18 protein-coding genes are annotated in these 26083 nt (G+C 56.7%); 11 read left to right on the forward strand and 7 right to left on the reverse strand.

Annotated features, from left to right (window positions below; genetic code table 11):
- Positions 1 to 97 precede the first annotated feature (97 nt).
- The gene (locus ACXAGD_RS20390) at positions 98 to 988 is read left to right on the forward strand and encodes a LysR family transcriptional regulator (protein WP_475213451.1); all 891 of its coding nucleotides are present in this window, start codon (positions 98 to 100) and stop codon (positions 986 to 988) included.
- Here ACXAGD_RS20390 and ACXAGD_RS20395 read toward each other — a convergent pair.
- From ACXAGD_RS20395 to ACXAGD_RS20405, 3 genes are all read right to left on the reverse strand, one after another.
- Entirely contained in the window at positions 961 to 2022 is a 1062-nt protein-coding gene (locus ACXAGD_RS20395; protein ID WP_475213453.1) for a helix-turn-helix domain-containing protein, read from the reverse strand. The two genes, ACXAGD_RS20390 and ACXAGD_RS20395, sit on opposite strands and share 28 nt — an antisense overlap.
- A gap of 76 nt (positions 2023 to 2098) precedes the next feature.
- Positions 2099 to 2845, reverse strand: a complete 747-nt coding sequence (locus tag ACXAGD_RS20400; RefSeq protein ID WP_475213455.1) for a hypothetical protein — start codon at positions 2843 to 2845, stop codon at positions 2099 to 2101.
- Positions 2842 to 3378, reverse strand: coding sequence for an RNA polymerase sigma factor (locus ACXAGD_RS20405; RefSeq protein WP_475213457.1), 537 nt, complete (start codon positions 3376 to 3378; stop codon positions 2842 to 2844). Before ACXAGD_RS20405 ends, ACXAGD_RS20400 begins: the two co-directional genes overlap by 4 nt.
- Positions 3379 to 3462: 84 nt before the next feature.
- Between ACXAGD_RS20405 and ACXAGD_RS20410 the strand changes: the two genes are divergently transcribed.
- Together ACXAGD_RS20410 and ACXAGD_RS20415 are read left to right on the forward strand one after the other, a co-directional pair.
- Entirely contained in the window at positions 3463 to 4401 is a 939-nt protein-coding gene (locus ACXAGD_RS20410; RefSeq protein ID WP_475213459.1) for a c-type cytochrome, read from the forward strand.
- Positions 4402 to 4500: 99 nt separating this feature from the next.
- The gene (locus tag ACXAGD_RS20415; RefSeq protein WP_475213461.1) at positions 4501 to 6807 is read left to right on the forward strand and encodes a Tex family protein; all 2307 of its coding nucleotides are present in this window, start codon (positions 4501 to 4503) and stop codon (positions 6805 to 6807) included.
- A 39-nt stretch (positions 6808 to 6846) separates the two neighbouring features.
- Here the strand turns inward: ACXAGD_RS20415 and ACXAGD_RS20420 are convergent, their stop codons facing one another.
- Positions 6847 to 8106 carry a replication initiation protein gene (locus tag ACXAGD_RS20420; protein WP_475213463.1) on the reverse strand — a complete coding sequence of 420 codons (1260 nt, stop codon included), beginning with the start codon at positions 8104 to 8106 and terminating at the stop codon, positions 6847 to 6849.
- A gap of 580 nt (positions 8107 to 8686) precedes the next feature.
- Between ACXAGD_RS20420 and ACXAGD_RS20425 the strand changes: the two genes are divergently transcribed.
- The 8 genes from ACXAGD_RS20425 (at position 8687) to ACXAGD_RS20460 (ending at position 19852) form a co-directional block, all read left to right on the forward strand.
- Positions 8687 to 10072, forward strand: coding sequence for an AAA family ATPase (locus tag ACXAGD_RS20425; RefSeq protein WP_475213499.1), 1386 nt, complete (start codon positions 8687 to 8689; stop codon positions 10070 to 10072).
- A complete protein-coding gene (locus ACXAGD_RS20430; protein ID WP_475213465.1) occupies positions 10065 to 11150 on the forward strand; it encodes a ParB/RepB/Spo0J family partition protein in 1086 nt (361 codons plus the stop codon). Before ACXAGD_RS20425 ends, ACXAGD_RS20430 begins: the two co-directional genes overlap by 8 nt.
- A gap of 1139 nt (positions 11151 to 12289) precedes the next feature.
- Positions 12290 to 13945, forward strand: a complete 1656-nt coding sequence (locus ACXAGD_RS20435; protein ID WP_475213467.1) for a BCCT family transporter — start codon at positions 12290 to 12292, stop codon at positions 13943 to 13945.
- 110 nt (positions 13946 to 14055) lie between these two features.
- Entirely contained in the window at positions 14056 to 14865 is an 810-nt protein-coding gene (locus ACXAGD_RS20440; protein WP_475213470.1) for a crotonase/enoyl-CoA hydratase family protein, read from the forward strand.
- Between the two features lie 316 nt (positions 14866 to 15181).
- Positions 15182 to 16681 (forward strand): CoA-acylating methylmalonate-semialdehyde dehydrogenase, encoded by a 1500-nt coding sequence (locus ACXAGD_RS20445; protein ID WP_475213472.1) that lies wholly within the window; start codon positions 15182 to 15184, stop codon positions 16679 to 16681.
- Positions 16682 to 16704: 23 nt separating this feature from the next.
- Positions 16705 to 17982, forward strand: coding sequence for a CaiB/BaiF CoA transferase family protein (locus tag ACXAGD_RS20450; RefSeq protein WP_475213474.1), 1278 nt, complete (start codon positions 16705 to 16707; stop codon positions 17980 to 17982).
- Positions 17983 to 18004: 22 nt separating this feature from the next.
- Positions 18005 to 18868, forward strand: coding sequence for an enoyl-CoA hydratase-related protein (locus ACXAGD_RS20455; protein ID WP_475213476.1), 864 nt, complete (start codon positions 18005 to 18007; stop codon positions 18866 to 18868).
- Between the two features lie 15 nt (positions 18869 to 18883).
- Positions 18884 to 19852, forward strand: a complete 969-nt coding sequence (locus ACXAGD_RS20460) for an enoyl-CoA hydratase/isomerase family protein (protein ID WP_475213478.1) — start codon at positions 18884 to 18886, stop codon at positions 19850 to 19852.
- 336 nt (positions 19853 to 20188) lie between these two features.
- On the opposite strand, the gene ACXAGD_RS20465 is transcribed toward ACXAGD_RS20460, so the two are convergent.
- The 3 genes from ACXAGD_RS20465 to ACXAGD_RS20475 all read right to left on the reverse strand — a co-directional run bounded on the left by ACXAGD_RS20465 (position 20189) and on the right by ACXAGD_RS20475 (position 25974).
- Positions 20189 to 22702: a CoA transferase gene (locus tag ACXAGD_RS20465; RefSeq protein ID WP_475213480.1), complete on the reverse strand. Its 2514-nt coding sequence runs from the start codon at positions 22700 to 22702 to the stop codon at positions 20189 to 20191.
- A gap of 95 nt (positions 22703 to 22797) precedes the next feature.
- Positions 22798 to 24459, reverse strand: a complete 1662-nt coding sequence (locus ACXAGD_RS20470) for a GMC family oxidoreductase (RefSeq protein ID WP_475213482.1) — start codon at positions 24457 to 24459, stop codon at positions 22798 to 22800.
- A gap of 15 nt (positions 24460 to 24474) precedes the next feature.
- Positions 24475 to 25974 carry a CoA-acylating methylmalonate-semialdehyde dehydrogenase gene (locus ACXAGD_RS20475; protein WP_475213472.1) on the reverse strand — a complete coding sequence of 500 codons (1500 nt, stop codon included), beginning with the start codon at positions 25972 to 25974 and terminating at the stop codon, positions 24475 to 24477.
- Positions 25975 to 26083 lie beyond the last annotated feature (109 nt).

Genomic DNA, 26083 nt, shown 5'->3' on the forward strand with positions numbered 1-26083 from the left:
CCTCTTGGATGCGTGTCGCCACAGGATAGGTCACAAAGTCATAGCGCCAGCGCGCAACCTCTTGCCCGTGAGGATAAGTTCAGCTTAGCCTTAGTTCATGTCTTCCCGCATCCCCTCTCTCAACTGGCTGCGCGTGTTCGAGGCCGCGGCCCGCACTGAAAGCTTTAGCCGCGCCGCTGCCCAGCTGAACATGTCGGCGGCGGCTGTCAGCCAGCAGGTCAAAGCGCTTGAGACCCGGCTGGGCACGCCGCTGTTTCACCGTCACGCGCATGCAGTTACCCTGACCGAAGCGGGCCGGGCCTATCTGCCTTCAGTTCAGCAATCCCTGCTTATGCTGGAAACGGCGACCACGGGGCTATTTGGTGAAACGCGCGCGCATCGGTTATTTGTGCAGTCCGTATTGTTGTACGCGCATGGCGTGATTGCCGGTGGTTTGCCGGATTTTCAGGCCGCACACCCGCAGATCAACCTGTCCCTCACCACTGGCAATCTTGTTTCGGATTTCGCCAACCAATTCACTGATCTGCAGATCGTCTTCGGCAACCCGACGCTCTATGGTACGGAAAGCGACAGGGTGCTGCATGAAACTCTGTACCCGATGGCCCCACCGGAGATTGCAGCGCAGATCCAAAGCCCACAGGACCTGTTTCAATTCCCGCTGATCGAGGTCTCGACCCATCGCGCAAGCTGGCTGCACCTGTTCGAAACCCTGCGCCTGCCTGCCGGTCAGGCGCGTTTTTTCTTTGCCGACAACTCCCTTATGGCGGCCGAGCTTTCCGCTAGCGGCGGTGGTATCGCGCTGGCCCGTGCTCCCGCCTCGGATCGCATCATGCAGCTATCGGGCCTTGTCCCTTGCCTGCCGGACATTCAGATTGCCGGGCAAGAGGCCTATCATCTGGTCTATCCATCGCGCGCCGCGCTGCGCCCTCCGGCACGGGCCTTTCGCGATTGGCTGCTGGACTACAGCGCCGCTGTCCAAACCCGGTAACGCCCCTGCCCCGTTACCTCGCGGATCAGACCACGCCGGGTGAAGCGGTCGATGTTGCGCTGTACCGCCGCGCGTGACGCTTTGGTCAATTCCTCGGCCAGCGGTGCGGAAACCATCGGCCATGCTGTCAAAGCGTCGATCAACAGCGGCGGCGTTCTCCCGCTCAGCCCGCTGGTCGCCTCGCGCGCGCGTTGGTCCCAGGCACTGACCCGATCCAAATGCATCAGTGCGGCCAGTGCGGCCTGCCCTGCCCCGCGGACCCAAGCCGAGAGTTTTTCGTCAACCTCGCCTGTTCCACGCAATGCGCCGGGGCCTGACAGTGCCAGCGGCATGAACGTCGCTCCGCCCCGCCCCATAGTGGCCGCATGGCGAGCCGCGATGATGGCAGCCTCGGTGTCCTGCCCAATGCCTTGCGACAGCGCGCGCCAGGCGTGAAAGGCCATTGCGGCCTGCGTGACCGGGTACAGCCCATCGGAATTGTGCATCACTTCGGCTAAATCCGCCACGGCTTCCGGGGTGTCTTCAATACCCTGCGCCATCCGATCCAAAAACGCGGTCAGGCCGGTCTCCCACCCGCCTTCAGAGGGGCCGGGACCAGAAGTCAGCCGCCGCACCGCCCAACCCGCGCGGAATAGCGCCTGAACGTCATCACCGGTTGAACCGATGCGCAAACCCGTCCATAGCGCCAGTCGATCTACACTGATCCGATCTCCCGTCCACCAGCCCAGATCCGACACATCCATCAGTGCCAGTCGATGAGTCCACCCATCCGGACCCGCACGCAACCGTTCATCCAAGGCGCCAAAGATCGCGGCCAGATCGGCCAGTTCATAAGACAGCTCGGCCTGCGCCGCGCGCCAATCGCGCGGATCAAACAACATCCGGCGATCCACCTTGGGACCGGGGATCAGGAAGTCCTCAATCCCCTCCTCATCTTCGGGTGGAAGAAACCACAGATCGTCGTCTTCGGGCGGGTCCACGTCATAGATACTGGCAGGACCAACCGCATCGGCATCCTCGTCCGGATCTGGCATGACGGGCTTCTTTTTCATACCCGATATATTTCGGAGAATTGCCCTGCTTCACAAGGCGTTTTTGCGCGTTACACGCTTAACCTGCGAAACTTGCGGTTAGAAAATCCAGTTGCCCGCTCAGGTCGGTTTGGTCGTTGCTGCCGATCAGCATGTATCCATACCCGTCCTGCGCCCATGTCGCTGTGGCCAAACCGCTCAGAACCGCTTGTTTCACATCCTTGGCTGGCGCGCCTTCTCCTTGCCGGATCACACAGAAGGCAAAGGGTCGGCCATCTTCATCGGCAAACACAACCTGAACCAGTGGCTTGCCTTTGAATGACAGAACCTGCGCGCGTTTCAGCTGCAGACCCGGCAGCGCCTCAAGCTCTGCACGGTTCAGCGACCGGCCCAGTTGTTCCTCGGCCAGTGTGAATTGCACATCCAGCGCCTGAGGAGAACTGTCCAGCGACGCAATCGTATCGGGCACATAGAGCGACTGATAGATCGCCGCCTGTTCGGCCCAGCCCATCGGCTGAGGTCGTGTGGCCCAGAACGTGGCTGAAACCGCGATAACCGCAACCGAGGCCGCAACAGCCAGCAACCGCAATCCACCGCCCGCAGACCGAACGGCGACCTCCACCGCAGGGTCCGGCAGATCAACAACAGGCGTTTCAGAGGGCACGCGCTCAAACACCGATTGCACAACGGGAGCAAACGGGTCCAGCGCCATCAGGCGCTGCTCAAGCTCGGGGTCAGCTTCGATCGCGTTTTCGATCGCACTGGCCTCGGCCTCATCCAGATTGCCTTCCAGATACGCCAACAGCGTCTCATCGGAAAACTTCATTTGCCACTCCGTCGAACGGCGTCTGCCGCCTCATGCTGCATCACGGTTTTCAATTTCTGCCGGGCGTTGGACAGCCGGCTCATAATCGTTCCTATTGGCACGTCCAGCAACGCTGCAGCTTCGCGGTAACTATAGCCCTCCACGAACACAAGCATAACCGTCTCTCGCTGCGCTTCTGGCAGTTGCATCACTTGTGTAAACACCTCAGCGGCGAAAATATTCGTTTCTGTGTCTGGTCCGGTGGCAACTAATTCTGACTCGGGTGTTACAGATAGTGCCTGCGCCTTGCGTACCGACCGGGATCGCACCTCATTCAGCCAGATCGAGCGGCAGATCGTCATCAGCCAACTGTCTAGGCGGTCATGTGAAGTGACCTGATGGTGGCGCTCCAGCGCGCGCAGGCAGGTAGATTGCAGCAAGTCATCGGCGACATCGGACGCACCGGACAAAGCCAGCCCGAACCGCCAGACACGCTTCGAATGCGTCTGGATCGCGCCGCGCACGGCCTGTTCCGAGCTTATTTCAACACTCATCGAATAAATCGCGACCTGTGTGTGTTTGTCATTCACGGACCGGGCCCGCGGGCTCAGATTTGACATAACCCGAGGAGGAATGAAATGAAACTTCTGTTGAAGGCAGTCACGATTGCGTCGGCAATTGTTGCAACCCCCGTGCTGGCCGAAAGCTGGACTTTGGCACCCGAGGGTTCGCATCTGGCCTACGGCACCGTCAAAAAGGACACTGTGGGCGAGGTCAATTCATTCACCAGCCTCAGCGGTCACGTCAGCCCGGATGGGATGGCCGAGATCGAAATTGACCTGTCTTCGGTCGAAACCAATATCGACATCCGTAACGAACGCATGATCGAGCATGTGTTTCGCAAGGCAGGCACCGCCTCCCTGACCGCGCAGTTCGACATGGATGAGGTTTCGGGGTTGGGCGTTGGCGAAACCAAAACCGTCGATGCCGAGGCTGTTCTGTCTTTGGCAGGCACCGAGGTGTCCTTTGACGCCGAGATGTTTGTAGCCCGTTTGTCCGAAACCTCGGTCATGGTGTCGACCAATGACATGGTGTTCATCAGCACTGAAGACGCGGGCGTGAATACTGGCGTGGACAAGCTGATGGAACTGGCCGATCTGCCCGGCATCACCCGGACGGTTCCCGTGACCGCGCGTTTGATCTTCAACATGGATGACAAAAAGGCCGATGCAGCACCCGCTGCCCCGGTCACCGTCGCAGCCGTTACAGGCGACATCAAAGCCGGAAAGAAAGTATTCCGCAAATGCAGCGCTTGCCACAAGCTGGAGCAGGATCGCCACACAGTCGGCCCATCTCTGCATGGTATTATCGGTGCCACCGCTGGACAGGCAGATGGGTTCCGGTACTCAGCCCCACTGCAAGATTCCGGTGTAGTCTGGACTCCGGAAACCCTGACCGCGTTTCTGGCCGACCCAAAAGCCACCGTTCCGGGCAACAAGATGCAGTTTCGCGGCTTGAAAAAGGACGAAGATATCCAAAACGTCATTGCGTATCTGCAAGCCGAAACACAAAGCTGATTGGCCGTTGGATCAATTTCGCTCAGGCGGCGGCCTTCCCCTTTTCCTCACAGGCACTGCTGGCTAAGAAGGTCCTCCAGACATTTTCAGGAGGCCCCCTTGGACCGCATCGCCCGCACCATCGCCACCGAGATCAACGCCCGCCCAGAACAGGTGGGCGCTGCGGTGAAACTGCTGGACGAAGGGGCCACCGTCCCCTTTGTCGCTCGTTACCGCAAAGAAGTGACCGGAGGGCTGGACGATACTCAACTGCGCACCCTGTCCGACCGCCTGACCTATCTGCGCGAGCTCGAGGCGCGGCGCGAGACTATTCTGGGTTCCATCAAAGACCAAGGCAAGCTGACCGACGATCTGGTCAAGTCGATATCACAGGCCGATACCAAGGCACGGTTGGAAGACATCTACCTGCCCTACAAACCCAAGCGCCGTACCAAGGCAATGATCGCGCGGGAAAACGGGTTAGAGCCACTGGCCGATGCCATTCTGACCGATCGTTCCGCCAATCCCGAGGCTTTGGCACAGGACTACGTGACCGAGGCGGTGCCGACCACCAAAGACGCGCTGAACGGCGCGCGCGACATCATCACCGAACGGCTAACCGAAAACGCCACCCTTCTGGGCGAGCTACGCGACTTCATGCAACGCGAAGCCCTGCTGACCTCGAAAGTAATCGACGGCAAGGAACAGGAAGGCGCAAAATTCAGCGACTATTTCAGCCATACTGAGCTTTGGTCCAAAACCCCGTCGCACCGCGCTCTGGCAATGTTGCGCGCGTCAAAGGAAGGGATCGTGACGCTGGACATCGCCCCTGAACCCGAAGCCGGGGCCGCCCGAGCCGAGGCCATCGTGGCCGCCCATCTGCACACGCGCGGTGACGGCGCTGCAGACAAGTGGCTGCGCAAGGTGGCCGGGTGGACCTGGCGGGTAAAATTGTCCTTGTCGATGATGGTCGAGCTGATGGCGGATCTGCGCAGCCGGGCGCAGGACGAAGCAATTCAGGTTTTCTCTAGAAATCTCAAGGACTTACTGTTTGCCGCACCAGCCGGCGCAAAGGCGACCCTGGGTCTGGACCCTGGTATCCGGACCGGGGTGAAAGCAGCCGTGGTGGATGCCACGGGCAAAGTGGTCGCCACCGATACTCTCTACCCGTTTCAGCCCAAAAACGATTTGCGGGGGGCGCAAGCGACCATTCTGAACCTGGTTGCCACCCACAAAATCGAACTGATCGCCATCGGCAATGGCACGGCCAGCCGCGAGACCGAGAAGATGGTCGCCGACGCGCTGAAGCTGCTGCCCAAAACCGTGAAAGCCCCAACCAAAGTGGTAGTGTCCGAAGCCGGGGCGTCGGTCTATTCCGCCTCAGAATTGGCCGCGCGCGAATTTCCTGATCTTGATGTTTCGTTGCGGGGAGCCGTGTCGATCGCTCGGCGGCTGCAAGACCCGCTGGCCGAACTGGTCAAGATCGAGCCCAAATCCATTGGCGTCGGCCAGTATCAACATGACGTGGATCAGCACCGGCTGTCGCAATCCCTGGCTTCGGTGATCGAAGACGTGGTGAACGCGGTTGGTGTCGATCTGAACACGGCTTCAGCTCCCCTGCTCTCTCACGTCTCCGGGCTCGGCCCCGGACTGGCCGAAGCGATCGTGCTGCACCGAGACCTGAATGGCGCATTTCAATCGCGTAAGGAGTTACTGAAAGTCGCACGCCTTGGCCCTAGGGCTTATGAACAATGTGCGGGCTTTTTGCGCATACGCGAAGGGTCAGAACCGCTGGACGCGTCGTCGGTTCACCCTGAGGCATATGACCTGGCCCGGCGAGTCGTCTCTGCCTGTGGTCGCGACATCCGGCAGATCATGGGCCATGACGGCGCTTTGAAAGGATTGCGGGCCGAGCAATTCGTCAACGAAACTTTCGGCTTACCAACTGTGCGGGATATCTTTGCCGAGTTGGAAAAACCCGGCCGCGACCCAAGACCGAGTTTTGTCACCGCCTCATTCACCGATGGTGTCGAAGATATCACCGATCTGAAACCGGGGATGGTGCTGGAAGGCACGGTGACCAACGTCGCCGCCTTTGGTGCGTTTGTGGATATCGGCGTGCATCAGGACGGCTTGGTGCATGTCAGCCAACTGGCTGACCGTTTCGTCAAAGATCCACATGAGGTGGTCAAAACAGGACAGGTGGTCAAAGTCACCGTGGTCGAAGTGGATGTGCCTCGCAAACGGATCGGCCTGACAATGCGCAAAGACGGTGGTGCCTCTGCACGCGAGGATCGAGCCAGCCGCAGCCCAAGAAAGAACGACGCCCCTACCAAGACCAAAAGATCACAGCACGCAAAATCAGACAATAATGCACACAACAGCGCATTCGCTGATGCACTCAAATCGGCAATGAAGAACAATTAACGGTTCAAGGGGCTGTCCGCAGCCCCCTTACCCTGACGGTTAAGTGAACGCGTCTGGCTCTAGTTCTTTCCAGAAATCAAAAATGGCATTGGCGTTCAGACCCGAACGCCAGCCATGCGCCCGGAAATGTTCCCGGTCGAGATCGTTGTCGAGCCCTGCCACAAACAGACGTTTATCCGCATCCCTCTGTGTGGGGTTTCGCCGCGAAACCAGTTCCTCGACTATGGACAATTTGCGCGACCGCTCGGCCCGTTCTGCAGCACGGGTCGCATAAGCCTGATCCTCTAGCGCTTTCTCGGCCTCTCGTACTCGCGCAGCCTCCACGGCTTCGGGGCTGGGTTCGGCAGGTACTTCCTTTTCCGGAGGCTGGTAGTCGTCTCGCAACGCCGCCGACAAATACCCGACTGTTGATTTCACGTCGCCCTGCCCGCTGACGTAATCCAGCTTCTGCTGAACGTAGTCCTCGCCATGTTCAGCGATCCATTGACGCGCAAGCCGGTCCGATACCCCCTGCTTTCGCAGCGTCTTGTAGACTTGCAGATTGCGAACTCCGTCACTGTCGTCGATTTCGAACATTGCCTTTTGTGGATTACCCTTGATCAGAAAGCGGATGTCCGTGACTGTACGGCCCTTCTTCTGAAACTCTGGCTCGATGAGGATGTCCGAACTTTTGTTCACCTCGGCAACTGCAGGTTTGATGATCTTCGCGTTCAGGTGCTTGAAGCTGCTGTAATAGTCGCTGCCGTCGACCCCCATCAGCTTACGGAACACATCCAGCGCCCACCAGCCCGTCGAGCCCGTCCGAACAAAACGATAGCAGTTCTCATATAGCGCCAAACCGTGGCCCGAACTGAAGTTTCGTTGAATCTGGACATTGATCAACGCATAGATCTTCGGGTCGTACAATTTCTGCGCCAAAGCCGGAGAATAAGCATACTCGCAGATCCCATTCTTCAGCTTGGCAAAGCTGAGCAACGAAGACACACCCCATTCCTGCCTACCTTGCTCATCCAACATGTCCCATTCCGCGACGGTTTCGGCAAGTGCCCGCAGGCTGGCCCTAAGCGTATCGAAGTCGTTGGAGTTATAGCCGACCATCATTGCAAGGGTGCGCGCGTCAATTGTATGGGTCTGTGCCGAGGTCAAAGCGTCATAAGCATTCAGCAACAGGACATTTGAAAGCTTACGTTGCAGCAACGTGAGCTTACCGCTGATGTGAATCGCGGCTACGTTTTTCTTGACCGTCTCCCGGCGCAGTGCACCGGAAAGGTGATCCATATCCAATTGTGTATCCGGCATGATTCTGCCTGGCTGCTCGTTTTGATATTTCTGACACGAAAAGTACCTACGGATCAATTCAATTTGGGTACCCAAATACAGGAAGGGCAGAATCCTGTATCCGGGTACCTTGAGCGAAAAGTGCCTGAGTTATCCACAGAAGGCACGCAGCAAACTCTCTCATAGAGGCTCCTCAACTCGTTCCGCATCGACGGGGAAGAGCGAATTAGGGTCTAAATATTGAAAAAATTCAAAATCCTGAGAATCGGCCCTCTTCTTCCCGAAAGCTGGCTCCTCTCAACCCGTAAACAGGCACCTTACGTCCCGAAGACGGGTACCCCTAGTACTGTAAACAGGCACCAAAGAACATATTACTATCTGTTTTTAATACGTTTTTTTGAAGCAAAGATTCTAAAACTTCTAAAAATAATAAACTCTTTGTTGGGCTGTGTTTCCTTTTTTTGATGAGTTTCGTGGCGAAACCCATTGCTTGCGCCGAATTCTGTGGAAAACCTGTCTTCACAGGATAGCCTCGGCGAAGAATGTTCGCTATGTTGAGCAATATACGCCGGTAAGGCGAACATTATCTGAGGCATCGACAGTGAATAAATCTAACCAACCTCCCCTGCCGCCCTATTTGAATTTGGATCCTGAACTTGCAGCGGAAAAGTTGCCTGATCCTATCGGCACGTCTCGATTCGCAAAAGCCGCTACTTTCTGCGCGAAGGGCCGCGAGGACCTGGCGCGCCGGGGATACGCCCCGGATGGAGAGAAACGGCTGCGTCGCTTCTCTATTTGGGAGATCACCAAATATTTGATTCCGGTCGCCCCAGCACACTTGCGACGGGTATTGAAAGCCAACCCGGATCTGCCGCAGGGCGAGGGTGAGGCAGGTTCAAAGTGGTTCACGCTGGAGGAAGTACTCTCTCTTCGGAAACACTTCGCCGCCGAGGGGGTAAGCACCAAAGAATATCTGCCATATCGACCAGAGGGCTTGCCCGCCAAAGTGGTGGCCGTTGCCAACTTCAAAGGCGGTGTTGGCAAAACCTCGACTGCCGCGCATCTGGCCATGTCTGCTGCGCTGGATGGGTACAAGGTTCTGGTCATTGATCTGGACAGTCAGGGGTCGATGACCTCCATCCTGGGTGGGAATGTTGCGGATGAATGGCAAACGGTGTTTCCGCTGATCGCCAAAGATTACGCGCGTTCCGTTCAAGAGGAAAACCGAGTACGGAATGCTGCTGGTCAGCCTGAGATTCCTCTTGATGAGACCTTGCAGGAGGCCCTAAACACCCTACCCCGAGATGTCATCCAGAAAACGCACTGGCCAAACATCGACTTGATTGGTGCCCAGTTGAACCTCTATTGGGCGGAGTTTCAGATTCCGGTATGGCGCATGGGGCTGCGCAGTTGGCCTCTGTGGGATGGTTTGACCAACTTCCTGCACGACGAAGGCGTTCTGAACGACTATGACATCGTATTCCTCGATACGCCTCCTGCACTTGGGTACCTAACGATCAATGCGCTCGCCGCTGCGGACATCCTCTTGGTTCCCCTGGGCGCTTCATTTCTTGAATTTGACTCGACGGGTCGGTTCTTCGACATGCTCTATACGACCTTTGCAAGCATCGAGGATGGTGAGAATGCGGCTCAGCGTGCGGCGGGATTGCCCGAACTCAAATTCGAATGGGACGTGGTCCGAGCGATTATCACCCGGTTTGATGCCAGCCAGCAGACGGATATGGCGAATGTGATCCAGGCGTATTTCGGAGATTTCATGAATGCGTATCGACAAGATTACACGGCATTGGTGGGGCAGGCCGGTGAACAGGTCAATGGTATTTACGAAGCAGACTACCGGGATTTCAATCGGGACACATATGTCAGGGGGCGGGAAACCTTCGACCGAACCTACGCAGAATTCAAGCAAGTTTTGATCGGCTGCTGGTGGCGCGACGCTCAGATGGGAGGAGAGGCAGATGGCTAAACGTAGAAGATTGACTGCTCCGGATACTTCGGAACTCGAACAGCTCGAGGCCGGTTTCGCGGCGAAACCCTCTATCAGCCCATTTGAAACGAAGTCATCGACACCTCCGATCGCTCAGGTCGCGGCTGAGGCAGCGACTTTAAATGGCATGACCGCCGTTACCGATCGCTTGGCACTGGCCCAGGATCAGGGGGATGCCGCGCGTTGGCGAGACGCGCAGGATGCGGGCTTGGTCGCAGAGCCGCTACCCCTGGATCAGATTGATGCGGATTTTATTCGCCGCGACCGCATGGTCGAAGACGAAGAAGCCATGGCTGAACTGTTAGAGTCCCTACGCGTCCATGGCCTGCGCACCCCGATCGAGGTGACCCGGGATGGAGAAGGGTATGGGCTCATTTCAGGTTTCCGACGTCTGAATGCATTTCGGCGCCTTGCAGAAACGGATTCACGCTTCAACGAAATTCCTGCCTTCATCCGTCAGGCAGGTTCTGGTCAGGGCGCCTATGTGTCCATGGTCGAGGAAAACGAACTGAGGGCAAATCTCAGTCCCTATGAACGCGGCCGCATTGCGGTACTGGCAGTCGGGCAGGGGGTGTTTGCATCCACCGAAGCCGCCGTCGACGTCCTGTTTGCAGCGGCGTCCAAGGCCAAACGATCCAAGGTTCGCAGCTTTGCGATGGTGCACGAAGCGTTGGGCGACCTGTTGCAGCACCCTGTTGCCTTGTCCGAGAAATCCGGCTTGAAACTGGCTGCAGCGTTGCGAGATGGCGCACAGACCGATCTGCGTCAGGCATTGGCCGGGGTAGGGGAGTTGGATCCGAAATCGGAATGGGCCCTGCTTGAAGCGACGCTGAGGACAAAGCCCACCCTGGCAACGGACAAAGCGCGAGGAGGGCGACCTCAGCAGGTTCAACGCTTGTCGCCAGTAGCCCTTCCCGGAGGTGGCAGTATTCTGGCAGAGGTGTCTGCAGGAGAATTGCGCATTCGCGTTAAAGGTAAGGACATCTCTGCCGAAGACGGACGGGCCATTGTAGAACAGCTTGGAAGTTACCTCGGAGAGTTTCGCAGCGAAACCTGAAACTACACCATTCATTGGGTGTTTCGGAAGGGTTTTAGGTAGTGCGCAAAATGGTATTATTTTGCGCACCTAATAATATGCACGCCTAATATTAGAACGACGAAGCAGTTCGCATTGTGCTGCCGAACTGCCCAGGTTCGGTTGTTTTGAGAAGTCGTTTAAAGACCGGAGAGATCACGCCAGCCCAGCGAGTTAAGCAACCAGATCGTCGACCTGTTGAGATGGACAGAGTCCGGAAGTGAATTGTTCCTTGCGGATAATCTACGCATCTTTAGTCCCTTAAGCGCATCGGAAGTATCTGAATAACACCCAAGACCAGCATCATCGCTTAGGCGGCGGCTGTACTGGTCGGAATCGAGATGGCGCATTTGATCTGTAAGAGACAACTCTCGCCCTGATTCTGCCTGTTTTGTCAGTTTTCAGAACTGGCGGCCTAATCCCCTGGTTCGGTGTAAACACTTCGTTCAGACAAAAACTTCGCAACAGATCCGACTGCAGCACATGCTGAGACACGAGGTGCGGGTCTTTGGCTTGGTCAGCAAAGGTATTGAAAAATAGTATCCAAAATTCTCTGATACGGTTCCCGCGCCTCGACGGTTAAACGGTCAGTATTTAAGGAAAGCCTGGATGTAATCAAGTAAGTTAGCGAACGGTGTCATTGAAAAATTCAATAGTATACTCAGAATTTTCAGCATACTTAAAACGATATTTCTTGATTACATTGGCGAAAATTTAGGCTTCGGTGATTGGGAGGTCCAGCTTGTCTAAGAATTCAAAAAATCAATGTAAGGTACGATCCGACTGTCACTGATCTAGCTACAACCATTGTGGCGCGAAGCAACTCTGGGATTGGCTTCAAAGCGCACAGGACAGAGAAGGGAAAGCGGGCCAGAAACTCTTTACACGACTTCTGAGTTCATGGTTTGGCAAGGCAGGCGCCAGTGGCGATCTACACAGCTAGTTGGGCGATGAGACCCCAATAAGAATCCACCTGAAGGAAGTGATCGGCGGTTCAGGAGGGTAGCCCCCTTTTTCAATCAACCCGAGATAATGGCGGTCAGTACGAAAGTGACGTGCTGGCCTCCCAACACCTTTGCTGTGTGAAGGCACAGCAGTTGTTTAGACTGGAGGAGAAATACATGTCTAAAGAACCCCCAATGATGGATTTGCCCATCAAGGTTTCGGAGGGCGGATTCTATGACGGCTTTAGCAAAGACGTCACGATCGCTTCTAAGATCCTTGTTGGCGCACTGATTTTCTGGGCAATTGCATTTCCCGAAAACGCGTCGTCTGTACTAGGTGCGATGAACAGCTTTCTGCTGGCCAACTTCGCATCCTGGTACACCTGGGTAGTCGCCTTCTTCATCATCGTCTGCGTGGTGCTGGCGCTGATCCCGTCAACAGGCCGGTTGAAGCTGGGTCTGCCAGACGACAAACCCGAGTTCTCGAGCTTTTCTTGGTTCTCGATGATGTTCGGTGCAGGGATCGGCATTGGCATGCTGACTTTTGCAACTGCCGAGCCGATGTATCACTTCGCCAAGAACCCCGAGACAATACAGGGTATCGTCGAAGGCTCGACTGCTGAGAACGTGCGCTACGCCTACAAGTGGTCTTTCCTGCACTGGGGCTTCTCGGCCTGGGCTTGCTATGCGTTGGTCGGTTTGTCGCTGGGGTATTTCTCGTATCGCCGTAACCTGCCTCTGACGATCCGCTCGGGCCTGACACCTCTGTTCGGTAACCGCCTGTCGGGCGGTCTGGGCCACGCCGTTGATATTGTGGCTGTTGTCGCCACTGTTCTCGGTGTTGCGCAAACCCTTGGATTTGGCGTTGAGCAATTCGTCGCCGGGATTCATCGGATCGGCGTAGGAGATTGGCTGCTGAACGAAGATGGCAAAGCCACCACGGCGGCAATCGTTGTTGCGTTGATGGTCATCATGGGTGCATCGACTCTGTCGGCATTGTCCGGTGTCGGAAAAGGCATCAAATGGCTGTCGAACATCAACATGGGTCTCAGCTTCTTCCTGCTGGCGTTTTTCCTGATCTTCGGTTCTGCCATGTTCGGCATTCAGGCACTGTTTATCGGCCTGTATGACTACATCGTTGCCCTGCCGGGTATGCTGTTCAACGTCTGGCGCGCAGATGGCACTGAAACCGGTGATGCACTGGCAAGCTGGCAAGGTGGCTGGTCGGTATTCTACTGGGCATGGTGGATTGCATTTGCCCCGTTTGTTGGTGTGTTTCTGGCAAGAGTTTCGCGTGGTCGGACTGTGCGTGAATACGTTCTGGGCGCTATCATAGTTCCGTCGATGATGTGCTTTATCTGGTTTACGCTCGTTGGCGGCACCGCCATCGATCTGACGCTGGACGGAACGGCCGGAGACGCCATCACCGGAGCTGGTCAGCAGGCACAGTTGTTCGCGATGCTGGACGTTATTCTGTCGAGCGGTTTCGCTTGGGTCATGGCGGTAATCGTCGTCATACTGCTTCTGACCTATCTGGTCACGACCGCAGACAGCGCTGTTCTGATCGTGAATACCATTAATTCGGGTGGCGACGAAGGCCCTAAGGGTCGTCCGCACATCCTGTTCTGGGGCGCGGCCTTGGCGCTGGTTGTTGGTGCGTTGCTTATCATTGGCGGGTTGGGTGCTATCCAAACTGCTATGGTTATCGGTGCATTGCCGTTCAGCCTTGTGATGGCTTTGATGGGTGTTGCCTTGATCAAAGGTATCGTGCGCGACGGTCAACGTGAGAAACGTGGCATCAGCAGTGTTCATTCCGTCGAAGCCGCAGAATAAAACAAAAAAAACAATGGCGGGCATGGAAAAGGCCCGCCGTTATTGTATCTGGGCTGCCAACCGAAAGCCAATTTTAGTACGGCCCTCCCAATTTCAGGACTGAGACCCCGATGCTGACCTATGACCAACTGAAAAATTTGAAGAATTTGCGGGTCGAATGCCATGATGATGGCGTTTGGGTCGTTCGGTTGAACCGTCCACACAAACGAAACGCGTTGGATCTCGCCACGATCGACGAATTGGTCGAGCTGTTCACCAGCGCTCCGCGTCTTGGAGCTGCGGCTATTCTTCTGACAGGCGAAGGAAATCACTTCTGCGCGGGCCTCGATCTTGTGGAACACCATAAGGAAGACCGCAGCCCCGCGGACTTTATGCATGTCTGCCTGCGCTGGCATGAGGCATTCAACAAAATGGAATACGGAGGTGTTCCCATCATTGCGGCTCTGACCGGGGCGGTTGTTGGTGGCGGGCTTGAACTGGCCAGCGCGGCCCATATCCGGGTGGCGGATGCCTCAACCTATTTTGCTTTACCTGAAGGTCAACGGGGACTGTTCACCGGTGGGAGTGCAACCATTCGCGTAGCGGATCTGATCGGCAAGGCGCGAATGGTCGACATGATGCTGACTGGGCGCGTTTATCAGGGTCAGGAAGCAATTGATATCGGTCTTGCTCAGTACAGGGTTGAAGGATCAAGTTTTGACAAGGCGCTAGAGCTGGCTCAGCGTGCTGCAGAAAACCTGCCATTGACCAACTTCGCGATTTGTTCGGCGATCAGCCACATGCAGAATATGTCACCTTTTGACGCTGCCTATGCGGAATCTGTGGTTGCAGGTGTAGTCAATACTCAGCCCGAAGCGCGCGCCAGGCTTGAAGCCTTTGGCAATAAAACCGCAGAGCGAATTCGACCTAATCCCGAGTGAGGTTAAATGCCGGACTAGGTAGCTTCGTTGGGGTGCAATTCGGGGCAAAGTTGCGGAGAGGTGGTATATCGGAAATTTATTCGACCGGCCGCACAATCCGCTGAGTATGAGAGATGCAGCCCTAGAACTGATCTCTACAGTTTGTTTTTAGCTGAATGCAAAGACAAAAAACGGAACTTTGTTGACGGTTTGCCTTCAGGCTCGGCGTCATTGACGGGTTTCATATTAATTTTGTTTATAACAGGAGACTCGATTAGTCATTGGATTTCTCTGTGCTGGATTTGGGAGAGTGGGTCCAGCCAAGGAGGAGACATCCATGACGACGACGGATATCGGCCATTACATCAATGGTGAAGTATTTGCGGGGGCCCGCAGCAACACGCAGGACGTGTTCAACCCGGCAACGGGTGAGCTGACCGGCAAGGTTGATTTGGCCTCTGCGCAGGACGTTGATCGTGCGGTGACCGCCGCCAAGGCTGCCTTCCCGGCCTGGTCCAACATGCCTCCGATCCGCCGTGCACGCCTGATGAACAAGTTCCTGAACCTGCTGAACGACCATAAGGATGAACTGGCCCGCGCCATCACCGCCGAACACGGCAAGGTTTTCACCGATGCCCGTGGCGAGGTCGAGCGTGGCATTGATATTGTTGAGTTTGCATGCGGCATCCCGCAACTGCTCAAAGGCGATTTCACCGATCAGGTCTCGACTGGCATCGACAACTGGACCCTGCGCCAGCCTCTGGGCGTTGTCGCCGGTGTGACCCCGTTCAACTTCCCGGTCATGGTGCCAATGTGGATGTTCCCGGTCGCCATCGCGGCAGGCAACACCTTTGTGCTGAAGCCGTCGCCGACCGATCCGACTCCGTCGCTGATGTATGCCGAACTGATGAAAGAGGCCGGTTTCCCCGATGGCGTCTTCAACGTGGTTCAGGGCGACAAGGTGGCCGTTGACGCGCTGCTGGAGCATCCGGACGTGCAGGCGATCTCCTTCGTGGGCTCGACCCCGATTGCCAATTACATCTACGAGACTGGCGCCCGCCACGGCAAACGTGTTCAGGCTCTGGGTGGCGCCAAAAACCACATGCTGGTCATGCCCGATGCCGATCTGGACAAGGCCGTCGATGCGCTGATGGGCGCGGCTTATGGCTCGGCCGGTGAACGGTGCATGGCGATCTCGGTGGCCACTCTGGTCGGTGACGTGGCCGATAAGATCGTACCGATGATCAAGGACCGCCTGGCCTCACTCAAGGTCAAGAACGGTGTCGAGATGGATGCCGAGATGGGTCCGATCGTCACCAGGGCGGCGCATGAGCGCATCACCGGCTACATCGCCAAAGGTGTTGAAGAAGGCGCGGACCTGATCGTGGACGGGCGGGATTTCACGCTGGAAGGCCATGAGGACGGCTATTGGATGGGTGGCACCCTGTTCGACAATGTCACCCCGGACATGACCATCTACCGCGAAGAAATTTTCGGCCCCGTACTGTCCTGCATCCGTGTCGAAAGCTTTGCCGAGGGTGTGCAGCTGATCAACGATCATGAATTTGGCAACGGCGTCAGCATCTTCACCCGCGACGGCAACGCCGCGCGTGAGTTCGGCCGCCAGATCCAGGTTGGCATGGTTGGTGTGAACGTTCCGATCCCGGTGCCAATGGCCTGGCACGGCTTTGGTGGCTGGAAAAAGAGCCTGTTCGGCGACACCCACGCCTATGGCGAAGAGGGCGTCCGCTTCTACACCAAGCAGAAGTCCATCATGCAGCGCTGGCCTGAGAGCATCTCTAAAGGCGCCGAATTCACCATGCCGGTTGCACGGTAACCGTCTGGTTGGGAGGAGGAACCATGCAAAAACCTGAAGATGAAAAACTGGAAGGTGGGCCTCTTTCGGGGATCACAGTACTGGATTTCTCGCGTGTGTTGGCAGGGCCATATTGCACAATGGTGCTGGCCGATCTGGGCGCGCGCGTGATCAAGGTGGAAAAGTTCGGGACAGGCGATGACACACGCGCCTTCCCTCCGTTTGTTGACGCTGAAAGCGCATATTTCATGTGTTTCAACCGCGGCAAGGAAAGCATAGTTCTGGATGTGAAATCGCCCCGGGATCGAGAGCTTCTGGAACGTTTGTTGGACACCTCGGATGTGCTGGTGGAAAACTTCCGCCCCGGTGTCATGGACCGTTTGGGATATGGTGCAGAACGTCTTGCCAAGACACATCCGCATCTTATTTATGCGTCGATTTCGGGTTTTGGCCATTCCGGCCCGATGACCGATCTGCCCGGTTATGACATGGTGGTTCAGGCCATGGGCGGCGTCATGAGCCTGACGGGCTGGCCCGGTGAGCAACCTGCGCGTGTCGGCACCAGCTTTGGCGATCTGGGCGCGGCCTTGTTCGGCGTGATTGGCATTCTGTCGGCGCTGTACAAACGCACCAAGAACGCACAAGGCGAGCGGGTTGATATCGGCATGCTCGATTGCCAGGCCGCGCTGATGGAGACGGCTCTGGCGCGCTACGACGTCGAGAATGTTGTGCCGACACGTACTGGCGATTGCCACCCATCGCTGGCACCGTTCGAGACCTTCCAGGCTGCGGATGAGCGCTTCGTGATCGCCGCTGGGAATGACCAGTTGTTCCTGTTAATGGCCGATGCTTTGGAAGCGCCGGAACTGGCTCTGGACCCGAATTTTGCCAGCAACGATTTGCGTGTGCGCAACCGTCCCAAGATGGTTGCTGCCATTGAAGCGGTAACTTCGAAGAAGCCTGTGGAACACTGGCTGGACGCATTGAACGAGGCCGGTGTCCCTTGCGCCCCGATCAACACGATTGATCGCCTGTTGGATCATCCGCAGCTTCTGTCGCGCAACATGGTTGTTCAGGTCGAAGGGCAGGGCAAGAAACCGTTCCGAACTGCGGGCAACCCCATCAAGCTCTCGGCTTACAAAGACATGGACCCCAACGAGCCGCAGGTCGCGCCGGGGTTGAACGAGCACCGCGAGGCTATTTTGGCCGAAAAGATGGCTGGGTTCGAAGCCTATGACCACAACGTCTCGGCCAAGACACGCCAAGACACTGAAACGCCCGCTGAGGGTACGAACTGGACCGAGTTTGGTCTGAAAAGCTGAAACACATTCCAGGAGAGAACTCATGACGACCAGCAAGGTCAAAGCCAAAGCAAAACCTGTCAGCCTCAACACTGAGGCACAGGTAGAAGAAGCCGAAAAGAAACCAGTTCGTACCACGCTTGAAGAGATCATTGTCGAGCGCCGCGAAAGCGTCGGCCTGATCACTCTGAACCGGCCTAAAAGCTTGAACGCACTCAATCTTCAGTTGGCTTCCGAGGTCATGCAGACTTTGAAAGAGTTTGATGCGGATGATCGGATCGGTGCCGTAGTTATTACCGGTAGCCCGCGTGCCTTTGCAGCCGGCGCTGATATCGAGGAAATGGCGGAAAAGCACCTGGTGGACCTGTTGGCAAACGACATTTTTGCCGATTGGGATCAGATGCGGTTTATCAAAAAGCCGGTGATTGCGGCGGTCAGCGGCTTTGCCTTGGGGGGCGGTTTCGAACTGGCGCTGATGTGTGATTTCATCATCGCCAGCAATGACGCACAATTTGGTCTGCCGGAAATCAAGCTGGGTATTCTGCCGGGAATCGGTGGATCGCAGCGTTTGACCAAGTCGATTGGCAAAGCATTGGCCATGGATCTGATCCTGACCGGGCGCACGATCGGAGTGGACGAGGCCAAAAGCGCCGGGATCGTGGCCCGCGTAGTGCCAACCGAAGATCTGCTGCAAACCGCCTTGGAGGCCGCCCATCAGATCGGGGGCCTGAATGCCCCTGCTGTCGCCATGGCCAAGGAAGCGGTCAACAATGCGCTTGAAACAGGTCTTTCGGCCGGTGTGCTGCATGAGCGCCGTTTGTTCCAAGCTGCCTTTGCGACCGATGGTCAAAAGGAAGGCATGGCTGCATTCATCGCCAAACGCGCTCCTGTATTCCGTAACCGTTAACGGTAGCTCAGAGACGTGACCCATATTGTAGTCGAAAAGCAAGGCCGGGCCGGGGTAATCGGCCTGGACCGGCCAAAAGCGATGAATGCGCTGAACCTTGAGATGATCCGGGACATTGATCACGCGCTTAGCAAGTTTCAGGATGATCCAGAGGTTCACTGTATCGTCCTGCAATCGAACCATGACCGGGCCTTCTGCGCAGGTGGAGATATGCGCAGAGTCAGAGAACTAATCCTGGAAGGCAAATACGACGAGGCCGAGCGTTTTTTTGAGGAAGAATACGCTTTGATCGAACGGATCTCAAAATGCTCAAAACCCTATATCTCGCTAATTGACGGGATCTGTATGGGTGGTGGCATGGGGCTTTCGGTTCATGGGACCTATCGCATTGCAACTGAACGCGCGGTATTTGCCATGCCGGAAACCGCCATTGGTTTTATACCGGATGTGGGAGGAAGTTATTTTCTTTCGCGAATGCCGCACTGCGCCGGGATTTGGATGGGGCTGACAGGCGCTTCTGTTCGCGGCTTTGATGCTCAGGGGCTTGGCATTTCGACGCATATGACCGAAGTCGTGGCCCTACCCGAGCTGCGCGATGAGTTGTGCCATTCTGATCGACCCATCAAAGATGTCTTGTCCGGTCTGTGTGCCACTGTTGGTTATCAGCCAAGCACTTTGACGCTGGCAGAAACCACCGTGTGTTTTGACCAAGCGAGCCTTTGCGGAATTTTCGACTGCTTGGAGCGTCGGCACAGCAACGCGAAAGACAACGCATTGAAAGTGTTGAAGAACGTCTCACCCTACAGCTTGCAGGAAACCTTATCTCTTCTGCAAAACGGTAAGGAGCTGTCTTTGTCCGAATGTCTGCGGCAAGAGTTTGAAGCGATGCGCCGGGCAATCCGCCACCCGGATTTGGCCGAGGGCGTGCGGGCAGTTTTAGTCGACAAGGATCACTCACCCGACTGGCAGTCTGCGTCGCTTTGATTTCAGGTTCTAAGTCTAGCCTCGGATTAGTTCCGGCCTAATTGCAACAAGTGGTTAAACCAGTGCGTGCCTCTGCCAAAAAAGACAGGGCCAGCCATCAGGTCCAGCAAACATGGATTCTCGCTGACTAATCGATCCGGAGGATTGTCTTGTGCCGATATGTGACAAGTTTTACCCGCTAATCAGACTGCGGGTGGACCACGTTGCATCCGCCTAACGATTTCAGAAACAAAAAACTATCTGACTGTGGTTTGCTGTTCAGGAGTGCGGCGGCCACCATGTGCTTGGTCGGGCGATACCAACTCCTGTCGATGCCGCCCAAACCTAATGTGAAGTTCAACTTGGCAGGTATTCTTGGCTCCAGCTTTCGCTGACAATGCCATGTAGCAGCATTTTTTCGATTTCTGCGTCTTCGTAGCCTAGTTCTTGCAATACAGTGCGTGTCGAGGTTCCGAATTTCTCCGCCGGCGTCAGCGCATATACAGTGCCGCGTACGGGGCGGATCGCGAATGGGTCCAGTTGCGTGACGGTGTGGCCGCTTGGGTGGTCTTCATAAACTGAAAACGAATAGCTGCCCCGGTCGATACCCGGCGTTCCATCCGCAGAGCGTGCATTGTACGATCGGATCGTTTCGATGTTCTCGCAGATAGTGCCGCCTACGTCGGCGGCTTGAAGGCGCTCGGCCCAGTCGCTGGCGCGCGCTTGGTAGAAAGCGTTGGCCAAAAACGCATCACGATCTTCGATCGAAACATCTTCGAACCCTTCCAAGCCTTCAACCGTAGCCAGCCTCGGAACGTCTGTTTCATAGGCGCTTAGAAGGATGAAGCGATCCGACGAAGTGTAGTAAAAACGCGTCAGCGCGTCATAGCCGTTGATTTCTTGCCCGGCGGGTTCATCGAATAGCCCGCGGCGTTCATAGTCATAGCAGAACGGTATCTGTGCCAGACCGCTAAGCGCTGCAAGCGAGGTACGCGGACGTCCGACACGGCCGGTTTTCAGCTTTTGGTACAAAGCAGCAGCAACACCTAGCGACCCGCCAAAGCCGCACATCACGTCTATGGTGCCGACATGGGCATGCTCTTCGGGGGTCTCCATCGACCCACCGAACCGCAGCATGATGCCGGTAGTTGCTTGAACTAGATCGTCATATCCAAGGTAGTTCGACCGAGGTCCGCGACGCACACCACCAAAGCAATCCATCTTGCAGAAGATCGCCTCGGGGTTCAATTTCGCGAGGCTCTCTCGGTCCAGCCCCATGCCCTGCACTTGCGCATCCGTGGCGTTCCACACGATTACATCGACAGATTTCACCAGCTTTTCGAATACCTCGCGCCCCTCGGGTGATTTCATGTCGGCCAGCACCGACCGCTTGCCATTGCCGTGGGACAGGCTGAAAATCACGGTATTCCAGCAATCATAGAATGGGGTCGCCGGGTCCAACTTGATCACCTCGGCACCGAAACGTGCCAGATAGGCAACCGAGTGCGGACCTGCGATGACGTTGCACAGGTCGAGGATGCGTACACCGTCCAGCCAGCCCGTTTTTTCTTTTGCGGGCAAAGGTGCGGGAACCGAGGTTTCTTGCGCCTTCAACGCAGTCAGAGCGGTGTCGAAATCCACCCATTCGCGCGGTTTGGGCTCCAGCATCTCCTCGCCGGATTCTTCGAGCCAGACCATCGGGCCAGGTTGGGTCATGGTGCCAAACTCCGGGTCTTCGACCTCGACCATCAGACCGGCGGTTTCGGCGTGGTCGTCGTGGATCCATTCCTGCAACCAACGCTGAGGCGCGCCGGGGAACTTGCCGCGGCCAAAGATCTTTTCCCATTCTTTCGAGGTCCGGGTCAGAAACACTTCCTTCATCCGCTCCGCGATCTTGTCGGCCCAGAATTTCGGCAGTGGATAGACGCCCAGTGATACCTCATTCTTCCACTCGCTGACGGGCAGATAGGTGTCTTCTTCTTCGGTCAGGCCTTCTTCGACCAGCTCGTCATATATACCTAGCTTCTTGAGGCAGCGTTTGGCGTGTTCCTTGTGGCTGGGGCAGACGACATAGAACATGCGGCCGTCTTTGCACTTGTAGGACCGATAGAACGGGTCCAACAACTCCTGGAGATCGTCGTAAGAGACGTTCATCGGCAGGCCTTCGATGCGGCGGCGCTCAATCTCCAGCTCGCGTTGGGTTTTGTAGCGGTCAGGATAGTCGTCGATTTTGATCGAGTTGTAACTGAGCCCTTCCATCACCGCCGAGGCCAACGGTACTTCGATCTGGTCGCCATAGCCCGTCCGTTCACGCGATTGCAGCGCCAGCACAACCGAAGATGCGGCCAGCATTGTGCCATAGGCCGAGGCCAGCGGCAGTGGCGAAAAGGACGGGTTGATCCCCATCAGCACACGGTTCAGGCCCATATCCGTGAACACTCCGGACGAAGCCGCGATAACACTTTCATATGCGCGCCAATCCCGGCGCAGTTCGTCATTCGATGCGAAGCCGGGGATTGACAGGGTGATCAACTCGGGGTGCGCAGCGCGTAGTTCTCCAAAGTCCAGCCCTATGCGGCTCATCACGCCGGGGCGGAAACTCTCGACCAGAATGTCAGCCTCGGCGATCAGGTCGCGGACATGCGCCATGCCCTCGTCGGTTTTCAGATCCAGAGTCACGATCAGCTTGTTGCGGTTCAGCGTTGCGTTGGCTGGGCTTTCCCAAAGCGGGCCGTTGGGCATCTCGACGCGAATAACAGTGGCCCCAAGATCCGCAAGGATCATGGCGACGGCCGGACCGGCGATGTACTGGCCAAAGTCGATCACTTTGACACCGACAAGCGGCAGGTCGGAGGACGATTGGAGTGTCATGTGCATTATCCCTGCAGTTCTACGGGCCCTAGCCGCCCGATCTGACGAAAAGACCCGGGTCCGTCCATGAACCCGGGGTCACTTTTTTGGTTGTGTTACCGACCTTCCTGAATCCAGCGCGCGGCTTTTTCCGCGATCATCAGAGTCGGAGCGTTGGTGTTCCCGCTGGTGATCTCGGGCATGATGCTGGCATCGACCACGCGCAGGCCCTTGATGCCTTTGACCTTAAGATAGGGATCGACCACTGCGCTCGGATCATCCTCACGCCCCATTTTCGCCGTCCCAACTGGGTGAAAGATGGTGTTTGCGATGTCGCCCGCCAGCTTTGCCAGTTCCTCGTCGGTCTGGAACTGCACGCCCGGCTTCCATTCTTGTGGATTGTATTTCTTCATCGCGGGTTTGGACATGATCTCGCGCACCTGACGCAGGCTGTCTGCAGCAACCTTGCGGTCGTCGTCCGTGTCCAGATAGTTCGGAGCGATCATCGGGGCGTCGGTGTAATTGTTCGAGCGAATTCGAACATGGCCCCGGCTGCTAGGGTTCAGGTTGCAGACGCTGACGGTGATTGCGGGGAAATCGTGCAGGTCTTCACCGAACGCTTCAAGACTCAGCGGCTGCACGTGATATTCCAGATTGGCATGGGCACGGCTTGGGTCAGAGCGGGTGAAGGCACCCAGTTGGCTGGGCGACATGCTCATCGGACCCGACCGTTGCAGAGCATATTGCAGACCGATTTTGGCTTTACCCACAAGGCTGTTGGCCAGTGTGTTCAGGGTTTTGGCGCCATCCACTTTGAACACAGCACGGATCTGCAGGTGGTCTTGCAGGTATTCACCAACAGCGGGTTGGTCCAGCACCACATCGATGCCATGGGACTTCAGGAACTCGCCGTTGCCAATACCTGACAGCTGCAGGATTTGCGGCGAGTTGATGGCACCGGCCGACAGAATAACCTCGGCCGAAGCCTTCACGGTCACCGGCTGTCCTGCACGACACACAACTGCGCCGGAACAGCGCGTCGAGCCATCGGCGGTGGTGTCGAACGTCAGACGCTCGACCTGTGCTTCGGTCCAGATGGTCAGGTTCTGACGTTCTTTCGCAGGGCGTAGGAAACCTTTCGAAGTGTTCCAGCGCCAGCCCGATTTCTGGTTCACGTCGAAGTAACCAACCCCGGCATTGTCGCCCGCGTTGAAGTCGTCAGTTGACTCGATCCCGGCCTCATTGGCGGCTTCGGCAAACGAGTCCAACACGTCCCAGCGCAGGCGCTGTTTCTCGACACGCCATTCACCGCCATGGGCGTGCAGGTCCGAGAACCGGCTGTTATCGCCGGTTTTCGGATCGGCTCCGTTGTCCAGCTTGTAGTGGTTTTCATGCGCTTTGAAGTCGGGGATCGAGTTCTCCCAGCTCCAGTCATCCTCGCCACTCAGCTTGGCCCAATTGTCATAGTCCCGCGCCTGACCACGCATGTAGATCATGCCGTTGATCGAGGAACAGCCGCCCAGGGTCTTGCCACGCGGGTAGCGTAGGGCGCGACCGTTCAAACCTTTGTCGGGTTCTGTTTGATACAACCAGTCCGTACGCGGATTGCCGATGCAGTACAGATACCCGACCGGGATATGAATCCACGGGTAGGTGTCCTTTTTACCTGCTTCCAGCAAGAGGACCCGTTTTGACGGATCCTTGCTGAGGCGATTGGCCAGCAGACAACCGGCCGTGCCAGCGCCTATGACGATGTAGTCAAACTTTTCCACAGACATGGTCAAACTCCAGGATCAGCGTGCAACCGGCATGGTGAATTCGGCGCCTTTAGAGATGCTCTCAGGCCAGCGCTGCATGATGGACTTCTGCTTGGTGTAGAAGCGGACGCCCTCTTCGCCATAGGCGTGGGTGTCGCCGAACAGGCTCTTTTTCCAGCCACCAAAGCCGTGCCAGGCCATTGGCACCGGGATCGGAACGTTCACACCAACCATGCCAACCTGGATCTGGCGGCCGAACTCACGCGCGGCGTTGCCGTCGCGGGTGAAGATGCTGACGCCGTTGCCAAATTCATGATCGTTGATCAGCTGCACACCCTCGGCAAAGCTTTCGACACGGATGCAGGACAGTACGGGGCCGAAAATTTCTTCGCGGTAGATGGTCATGTCCGGGGTGACATTGTCGAACAGGGTGCCACCCATCCAATAGCCGTCCTCATGGCCTTCCAGCGTGAAATCCCGCCCGTCCACGATCAGGTCCGCGCCTTCTTCAACACCTTTGGCGATGTAGCCGGTGATGCGCTCATGCGCCGCCCTGGTGACGATCGGACCCATCTCGGCATCCATCTCGACACCGTTCTTGACCTTGAGTGAGGCCAGGCGGTCCTTGATCATCGGTACGATCTTATCGGCCACGTCACCGACCAGAGTGGCCACCGAGATCGCCATGCACCGTTCACCGGCCGAGCCATAAGCCGCGCCCATCAGCGCATCGACGGCCTTGTCCAGATCGGCATCGGGCATGACCAGCATGTGGTTTTTGGCGCCACCCAGAGCCTGAACACGTTTGCCGTGGCGGGCGCCAGTCTCGTAGATGTAATTGGCAATCGGGGTCGAGCCCACGAAGGAGATCGCCTGCACGTCCGGATGCTCCAGCAGCGCGTCAACGGCCACCTTGTCGCCCTGAACCACGTTGAAGACGCCATCGGGGAAACCGGCCTCTTTCATCAGTTCGGCATACATCAGCGACGGAGTCGGATCGGTCGGCGACGGCTTCAGCACAAAGGTGTTGCCTGCCGCGATGGCGACCGGGAACATCCACATTGGCACCATGACCGGGAAGTTGAACGGGGTCACACCGGCGACAACGCCCAGAGGCTGGCGCAGGGTCCAGTTGTCGATGCCAGTCGAGACCTGATCGGTGAAATCGCCTTTGAGCAGTTGCGGGATGCCGCATGCAAACTCAACAATATCAATGCCACGCTCGACCTCGCCACGGGCATCGGTGAAAACCTTGCCGTGTTCGGCGGTGATGGCGCGGGCCAGTTCATCCTTATGGTCGTTCAGCAGGTTCAGGAACTTGTTCATCAGGCGTGCACGGCGGATCGGAGGCATGTTGGACCAGGCCGGGAAGGCAGCCTTGGCGGCGGTCACCGCACGATCAACGTCCTGCGCAGAGGCCAAATCAACCTTGCCGGTCAGCTCACCCGTTGCCGGGTTGAACACGTCCTGCGTGTTGCTGCGGGCCCCCGCAAATACTTCACCATTGATGTAATGGCCGATATCCGTCGTCGTCATGGATGTCTCCTCCTTGGCTGGACCCACTCTCCCAAATCCAGCACAGAGAAATCCAATGACTAATCGAGTCTCCTGTTATAAACAAAATTAATATGAAACCCGTCAATGA

The organism is Ruegeria sp. ABF4_144, assembly GCF_056160045.1.

Coding starts and splice junctions, on each gene's coding strand:
- ACXAGD_RS20390 (WP_475213451.1), top strand. CDS start 98: ATGTCTTCCCGCATCCCCTCTCTCAACTGGCTGCGCGTGTTCGAGGCC.
- ACXAGD_RS20395 (WP_475213453.1), bottom strand. CDS start 2,022: ATGCCAGATCCGGACGAGGATGCCGATGCGGTTGGTCCTGCCAGTATC.
- ACXAGD_RS20400 (WP_475213455.1), bottom strand. CDS start 2,845: ATGAAGTTTTCCGATGAGACGCTGTTGGCGTATCTGGAAGGCAATCTG.
- ACXAGD_RS20405 (WP_475213457.1), bottom strand. CDS start 3,378: ATGAGTGTTGAAATAAGCTCGGAACAGGCCGTGCGCGGCGCGATCCAG.
- ACXAGD_RS20410 (WP_475213459.1), top strand. CDS start 3,463: ATGAAACTTCTGTTGAAGGCAGTCACGATTGCGTCGGCAATTGTTGCA.
- ACXAGD_RS20420 (WP_475213463.1), bottom strand. CDS start 8,106: ATGCCGGATACACAATTGGATATGGATCACCTTTCCGGTGCACTGCGC.
- ACXAGD_RS20430 (WP_475213465.1), top strand. CDS start 10,065: ATGGCTAAACGTAGAAGATTGACTGCTCCGGATACTTCGGAACTCGAA.
- ACXAGD_RS20435 (WP_475213467.1), top strand. CDS start 12,290: ATGTCTAAAGAACCCCCAATGATGGATTTGCCCATCAAGGTTTCGGAG.
- ACXAGD_RS20440 (WP_475213470.1), top strand. CDS start 14,056: ATGCTGACCTATGACCAACTGAAAAATTTGAAGAATTTGCGGGTCGAA.
- ACXAGD_RS20445 (WP_475213472.1), top strand. CDS start 15,182: ATGACGACGACGGATATCGGCCATTACATCAATGGTGAAGTATTTGCG.
- ACXAGD_RS20450 (WP_475213474.1), top strand. CDS start 16,705: ATGCAAAAACCTGAAGATGAAAAACTGGAAGGTGGGCCTCTTTCGGGG.
- ACXAGD_RS20455 (WP_475213476.1), top strand. CDS start 18,005: ATGACGACCAGCAAGGTCAAAGCCAAAGCAAAACCTGTCAGCCTCAAC.
- ACXAGD_RS20465 (WP_475213480.1), bottom strand. CDS start 22,702: ATGACACTCCAATCGTCCTCCGACCTGCCGCTTGTCGGTGTCAAAGTG.
- ACXAGD_RS20470 (WP_475213482.1), bottom strand. CDS start 24,459: ATGTCTGTGGAAAAGTTTGACTACATCGTCATAGGCGCTGGCACGGCC.
- ACXAGD_RS20475 (WP_475213472.1), bottom strand. CDS start 25,974: ATGACGACGACGGATATCGGCCATTACATCAATGGTGAAGTATTTGCG.